Source organism: Streptomyces palmae (genome assembly GCF_004684805.1).
Classification (GTDB): domain Bacteria; phylum Actinomycetota; class Actinomycetes; order Streptomycetales; family Streptomycetaceae; genus Streptomyces; species Streptomyces palmae.
In genome coordinates, this window is sequence record NZ_SRID01000431.1 from 1 (window position 1) to 5,466 (window position 5,466).

The following is a 5,466-nucleotide window of genomic DNA, read 5'->3' on the forward strand; positions in this document are numbered from 1 at the left end:
GCCCGGCACCGGACACCCGCACGCCCACGGCACACCGGGCGCCCTCGCCCGCCCCCGTCAGTTCAGGCGGTCCAGGAACGCGTGGACCGCTTCGGTCACGTCGGACGCGGTCCACTCCAGGGCGGAGGAGGCGACCGTCATCTCGGTGACCGACAGGCCGGGGACCTCTCCGGGGAACCACCTGCCGAAGACCGCGGTGCGGGTCTCCTCCGCCTGCCGCAGCGCCGCCGCGTCGAGGACCTCGGGCGGATAGGGCAGCCAGACCTGGAACTGGTGGGTGTGCGGGACCTCCGGGTGCACCCGGGAGAACGGCACCGCCTCCGCGAGCGCCTCGCGCAGGGCCGCGGCGACGGTCTTGGCGTGGGCCGTGTACCGGGGCAGCCGGGGCAGCTCGTGCTCCAGGCCGTACAGCGCCGAGCACACCACCGGCCACTGCTGGAACACCAGCCCGCCGTACCGGTGCCGCCAGGCCCTCGCCTCGGCCGCCAGCTCCGCCGGGGCGCCGAGGGCCGCTCCGGCGAGGCCGTCCAGCGACTTGTAGAACGAGACGTAGACGCTGTCCGCGAGTTCGGCGATCTCCGGCAGCGACCGGCCGAAGTGCGAGGTGGTCTCCCACAGCCGGGCGCCGTCGAAGTGCACCACCGCCTCCCGCTCCCGTGCCGCGGCCACGGTCGCGGTCAGCTCCTCCCAGGTCGGCAGGAGGAAGCCCGCGTCGCGCAGCGGGAGTTCGAGCATCAGCGTGCCGAACGGCTCGTCCAGGCCGCGTATCTCCTCGGCGTCGGGCATCCGCCGCTCGGTGGTCGGGTGCACCGTCCGCAGCCCGCTCAGCACGGACAGCGCCTCCCGCTCGTGGACCTCGGGGTGGGCGAGCGGGTGGATGGCCACCGTGCGGTTGCCGGTACGCCCCGCCCAGCAGCGCAGGGCGACCTGCTGGGCCATCGTCCCGGTGGGGAAGAACACCGCCTCCTCGGTGCCCAGCAGCTCGGCGACCCGCTGCTCCAGTTCGCCGACCACCCCGTCCCCGTACATGTCGGGCAGCCTGTCCAGATCGCGGGTGGCGATCCGCGCCAGCTGCTCCCGCATGGTGGGGCGCTTGGCGTGGGACAGCACCCGGTCGCACGCGCCGATGGCGGCCAGCCGCCGCTCCTTCTGCTCCGTTGACTCCATGGCGGCATCCTGCCGGGTACGGCACCCCGCGCACGCGCCGGGGCCGGGGCCGGGGAGCACACGGACACGGAACGGCCGGCCGCTGAACGCCAGGACGCTGAGACGGCCGACGCCGGGGCGGCGCGGCCGGCTGCCTGCGATGGCCGGCCGCGGGCCTACCGCAGGTGGGCCGTGTCGTTGAACAGCCGGACGCTGGCGTTGCCGTCGGCGTAGTAGGCCACCACCGACAGCGAGGCGGCGGACAGCTCCATCCGGTACAGGGACTCGGCGGGGGCTCCGAGGGCGAGCCGTACCAGGGTCTTGACCGGGGTCACATGGGTGACCACCAGGACGGTGCGGCCCGCGTAGCGGGCGATCAGCCGGTCCCGGGCCGCGGAGACCCGGCGGGTGACGGCGGCGAAGCTCTCGCCGCCGGGCGGGGCGGCCTTGCTGGAGCCCAGCCAGGTGGTCAGCTCGTCCGGGTAGCGCTCCCGCACCTCGCCGAAGGTGAGCCCCTCCCAGGCGCCGAAGTCCGTCTCGCGCAGCCCCTCTTCGACCCGGACGTCGAGCCCGAGCCGGGCGGCGACCACCCCGGCGGTCTCCTGGCAGCGCCGGAGCGGGGAGCTGACCACGGCCTGGATGGTGCCGCGCGCGGCGAGCGCGGTGGCGGTCTGCTCGGCCTGCCGGCGGCCCGCGGGCGAGAGCTCGGGGTCGCCGCCGCCGCTGCCGGAGAAGCGCTTCTGCGGGGTGAGGGCGGTCTCGCCGTGCCGCAGCAGCACGAAGGTGGCGGGGGTGCCCAGATCGGCCGGGGCGGCCCAGCCCACCGGCGGGGTGCGGCGCTCGGCCTCCCCGGCGGTCACCGCGGCACCGCTCTCCGCGATCGGGCCGGGTTCCAGGACGACCTCCGAGGCGGCGGGGGCCGCGGCGGAGTCGGCGGTCTCGGCGACCGGGGCGGCGGGACGGTCCGGGGGCTGCCACTGGCCGCCCCTGGCGCCCGCGTCCATCGCCTCGTTGGCGAGCCGGTCGGCGTGCTTGTTCCGCTCGCGGGGGATCCACTCGTAACCGACCTGCCCGGCCGGGAAGACGGTCCTGGCCTCGGCGGCGAGCGGGCGCATGCCGGGGTGCTTGACCTGCCAGCGGCCGGACATCTGCTCGACCACCAGCTTGGAGTCCATCCGGACCTGGATCCGGGCGGCGGGGTCGATCGCGTGCGCGGCGCGCAGTCCGGCGATCAGCCCGCGGTACTCGGCCACGTTGTTGGTGGCGGTGCCGATGTACTCGGCGGTCTCGGCGAGGGTCTCCCCGGTGGCCGCGTCGCGCACGACGGCACCGAAGCCGGCGGGCCCCGGGTTGCCCCGGGACCCGCCGTCCGCCTCGACGACGAACTCCCGCATCACAGACCGGATTCGGGCGTCCGGACCAGGATGCGACCGCAGTTCTCGCACCGCACCACGGTGTCCGCGGCAGCCGCCCGCACCTCGTTGAGCTCGGTGATGTTCAGCTCCAGCCGGCAGCCCTCGCAGCGCCGCTGGTAGAGCCGGGCCGCGCCGACACCGCCCTGCTGGGTGCGCAGCTTGTCGTAGAGCTTCAGCAGGTCGGCCGGGATGCTGCCGGCGACGACCTCGCGCTCCTTGGTGACGGTCGCGGTCTCGGCGTCGATGCCCTGGGCGGCCGCGTCCCGCCGGGCGGTCGCGTCGTCCGCCTTGGCCTGCACGGACTCCACCCGGCCGGTCAGCTCGGCGACCCGCTCCTGCACGGACTCGCGGCGCTCCATGACCTCCAGCACCACGTCCTCCAGGTCGCCCTGGCGCTTGGCCAGCGAGGCGATCTCGCGCTGGAGGTTCTCCAGGTCCTTGGGGGAGGTGACGGCGCCGGAGTCCAGGCGCTGCTGGTCGCGGGCGGCCCGCTGGCGGACCTGGTCCACGTCCTGCTCCGCCTTGGTCTGCTCGCGGGCGGTGTCGCTCTCCTCGGTCTGCGCGGCGACCAGCAGATCGCGCAGCTGCGTCAGATCGGCGTTCAGGCCGTCGATCTCGGCGTGCTCGGGCAGCGTCCGGCGCTTGTGCGCGAGCTGCGCCAGGCGCAGGTCGAGTGCCTGGAGGTCGAGAAGACGGATCTGGTCGGCGGGCGCGGCGTTCAGTGTGGGGCTCCTGGGGAATCGGTGGGGTGGGGAACAACGGACGCCGCGTGGGCGGTCCAGGGGTCGGTGACCGTACGGGAGACATGGGTGCGCAGACCCCAGCCGTGCCGGTCGGAGATCTCGTCGAGCTGGGCGGCGGCCTGCTCGGTCCAGGGCCACTCGGTGGCCCAGTGCGCGGCGTCCACCAGGCCGACGGGGCTGTGCTGACTGGCCTCGGAGGCGGGGTGGTGGCGCAGGTCGGCGGTGAGGTAGGCGTCCACGCCGGCCGCCCGCACCTCGGCGAAGAGGCTGTCGCCGGAGCCGCCGCAGACCGCGACGGTGCGCACGGTGCGCTCCGGGTCGCCGGCGATCCGGATGCCCTGCGCCGTGGCGGGCAGCCGCTGGGCCGCCCGGCGGGCGAAGTCGGCCAGCGTCTCCGGGACCTCCAGCTCGCAGACGCGGCCCAGGCCGCGGCGGCCCGAGGGGTCGCCGGGGTCGGGCACCAGGGGGCCGGTGACTCGCAGGTCGAGGGCGCCGGCCAGGGCGTCGGAGACGCCGGGGTCGGCCCGGTCCGCGTTGGTGTGGGCGACGTGCAGCGCGATGTCGTTCTTGATCAGGGTGTGCACCACGCGGCCCTTGAAGGTGTCGGCCGCGACGGTGGTGGTGCCGCGCAGGTACAGCGGGTGGTGGGTGATCAGCAGGTCGGCGCCCAGCCGCACCGCCTCCTCCACGACCTCCTGCACCGGGTCGACGGCGAACAGCACCCGCGCCACCTCGGCCCGCGGATCCCCGCAGACGGTGCCGACGGCGTCCCACTGCTCCGCCCGCTCGGGGGGCCAGAGAGCGTCGAGCGCGGCGATGACGTCGTTGAGTGAGGGCACGGGAGAAAGGCTACCTGCCCCCCGCGCCACCGTGTCCCCGCCGTCCTCCGGCGAATCGGGTGATGGCCACCCTTACGTGTGAACACCCCCAACTGTCGGACATCGACCGGAACCGCGAAAACTACGTTCTGCTCCCGGAGGTGACGTACACCAATGACGGCCTGTGTCATCGAGACCGCCGAGGAGCGGGGCCCTACCGCCGAGGGGGCGGCCGACGCCCCCGCGCGGCCACCGCGCCCGGAGCTGGCCATCGCGGCGGACGGCTCGTACGCCGCACGGTTGGCGCGCTGCGCGGCCACCGGCGGCCGGTACCCGGAGCGCTGGACCCTGCACGGTCCCCAGCCCCACACGGTGCCGCTGCCCGGTCCCCAGCCCGAGGAGGCCGACAGCGAGGTACTGCCGCTCCCCGACGGACAGCTGCTGATCAGCCGCCGGGTCGCCGACCTGCACACCCTTTCGCTGCTCTACCCGGCGCGCCAGGGCACCGCGGAGCGCCCGCTGGGCTCGGTCGGCGGCACCCGGCTGCGGCTGCTGCCGCCGGTGCCGGACGGGCGCGCGGCGTACGCCCTGGCCCCCGGCGCCGGGTCCTGCGAGGTGTGGCTGGTGTACGGGGACGGGGGCGGCCCGCGCCGGGTCGCCGAGGTGCCCGGCCACTGCGCGGGCGGGGTCTGGCTGGACCGCGCCGGACGGCTGCTGGCGCTCGACCGCGAGTTGGACGGGCGCACCAAGACCGTGGTGGTGGACCTGGCCTACGGCGGGCGGGTCAGCCCGCTGCTCCAGCTCACCGAGGCCAGCGAGGACCGACTGCTGCTGGCCGACCCGGACAGCGGACTGCTGCTCGTACGCTCCGACGCCCCCGGTGAGCAGCGGCTCGGCTGGGGGGTGCTGGGCAGCAGCAGCCCGGTGCGCTTCCCGGAGTGCCTGCGGGTCCCCGAGGGCACGGCCACGCCGTTCGCGGCCCAGCCCGGACAGGCGCGGGCCCCCGAGGGGTGCGCGATCGCCTTCCGCGTGGAGGACCCCACCGGCACGGCCGTCGGCCTGTGGCGCCCCGCCGACCGGCGGCTGTTCCGGATCCTCCCGCCCGAGGGCTGGCTGACCGACGCGGGCCTGTGGACCCGCACCGGCGAACTGTGGCTCCCACACGCCACCGCCACCACCCGCCCCGGCCTGCGCCGCATGTGCTCCCCCGGCTCACGGGGCCCCGCCGACCGGGGCCCGGCGGCCGGACGCGGCGACATCACCGCCCGCGGCACGGCGGTGCCGAGCCCGAGCGAGGCCGTACGGACACGAGTGCCGGCGGGGGCGGCCGGGGCGGTACGGACT

General features: G+C 75.7%; 5 protein-coding genes. 1 reads left to right on the forward strand and 4 read right to left on the reverse strand.

Annotation, left to right across the window (positions count from 1 at the left end; translation table 11 throughout):
* Positions 1–57 precede the first annotated feature (57 nt).
* From E4099_RS28475 to E4099_RS28490, 4 genes are all read right to left on the reverse strand, one after another.
* On the reverse strand, positions 58–1,167 hold the full coding sequence (locus tag E4099_RS28475; RefSeq protein ID WP_135342002.1) for a threonine aldolase family protein: 1,110 nt from the start codon (positions 1,165–1,167) through the stop codon (positions 58–60).
* 155 nt (positions 1,168–1,322) lie between these two features.
* On the reverse strand, positions 1,323–2,543 hold the full coding sequence (locus E4099_RS28480) for a bifunctional RNase H/acid phosphatase (protein ID WP_135342003.1): 1,221 nt from the start codon (positions 2,541–2,543) through the stop codon (positions 1,323–1,325).
* Entirely contained in the window at positions 2,540–3,283 is a 744-nt protein-coding gene (locus E4099_RS28485; protein WP_209446779.1) for a zinc ribbon domain-containing protein, read from the reverse strand. Before E4099_RS28485 ends, E4099_RS28480 begins: the two co-directional genes overlap by 4 nt.
* Positions 3,280–4,143, reverse strand: coding sequence for a Nif3-like dinuclear metal center hexameric protein (locus E4099_RS28490; RefSeq protein WP_135342004.1), 864 nt, complete (start codon positions 4,141–4,143; stop codon positions 3,280–3,282). Before E4099_RS28490 ends, E4099_RS28485 begins: the two co-directional genes overlap by 4 nt.
* Before the next feature lie 153 nt (positions 4,144–4,296).
* On the opposite strand from E4099_RS28490, the gene E4099_RS28495 reads away from it, so the two are divergent.
* Positions 4,297–5,466 (forward strand): hypothetical protein (locus E4099_RS28495; RefSeq protein ID WP_135342005.1); only part of this gene is annotated, 1,170 nt, incomplete at its 3' end.

Excerpts from the sequence above, each read along its gene's own strand:
- E4099_RS28475 (WP_135342002.1), bottom strand. The coding sequence starts at position 1,167 with ATGGAGTCAACGGAGCAGAAGGAGCGGCGGCTGGCCGCCATCGGCGCG.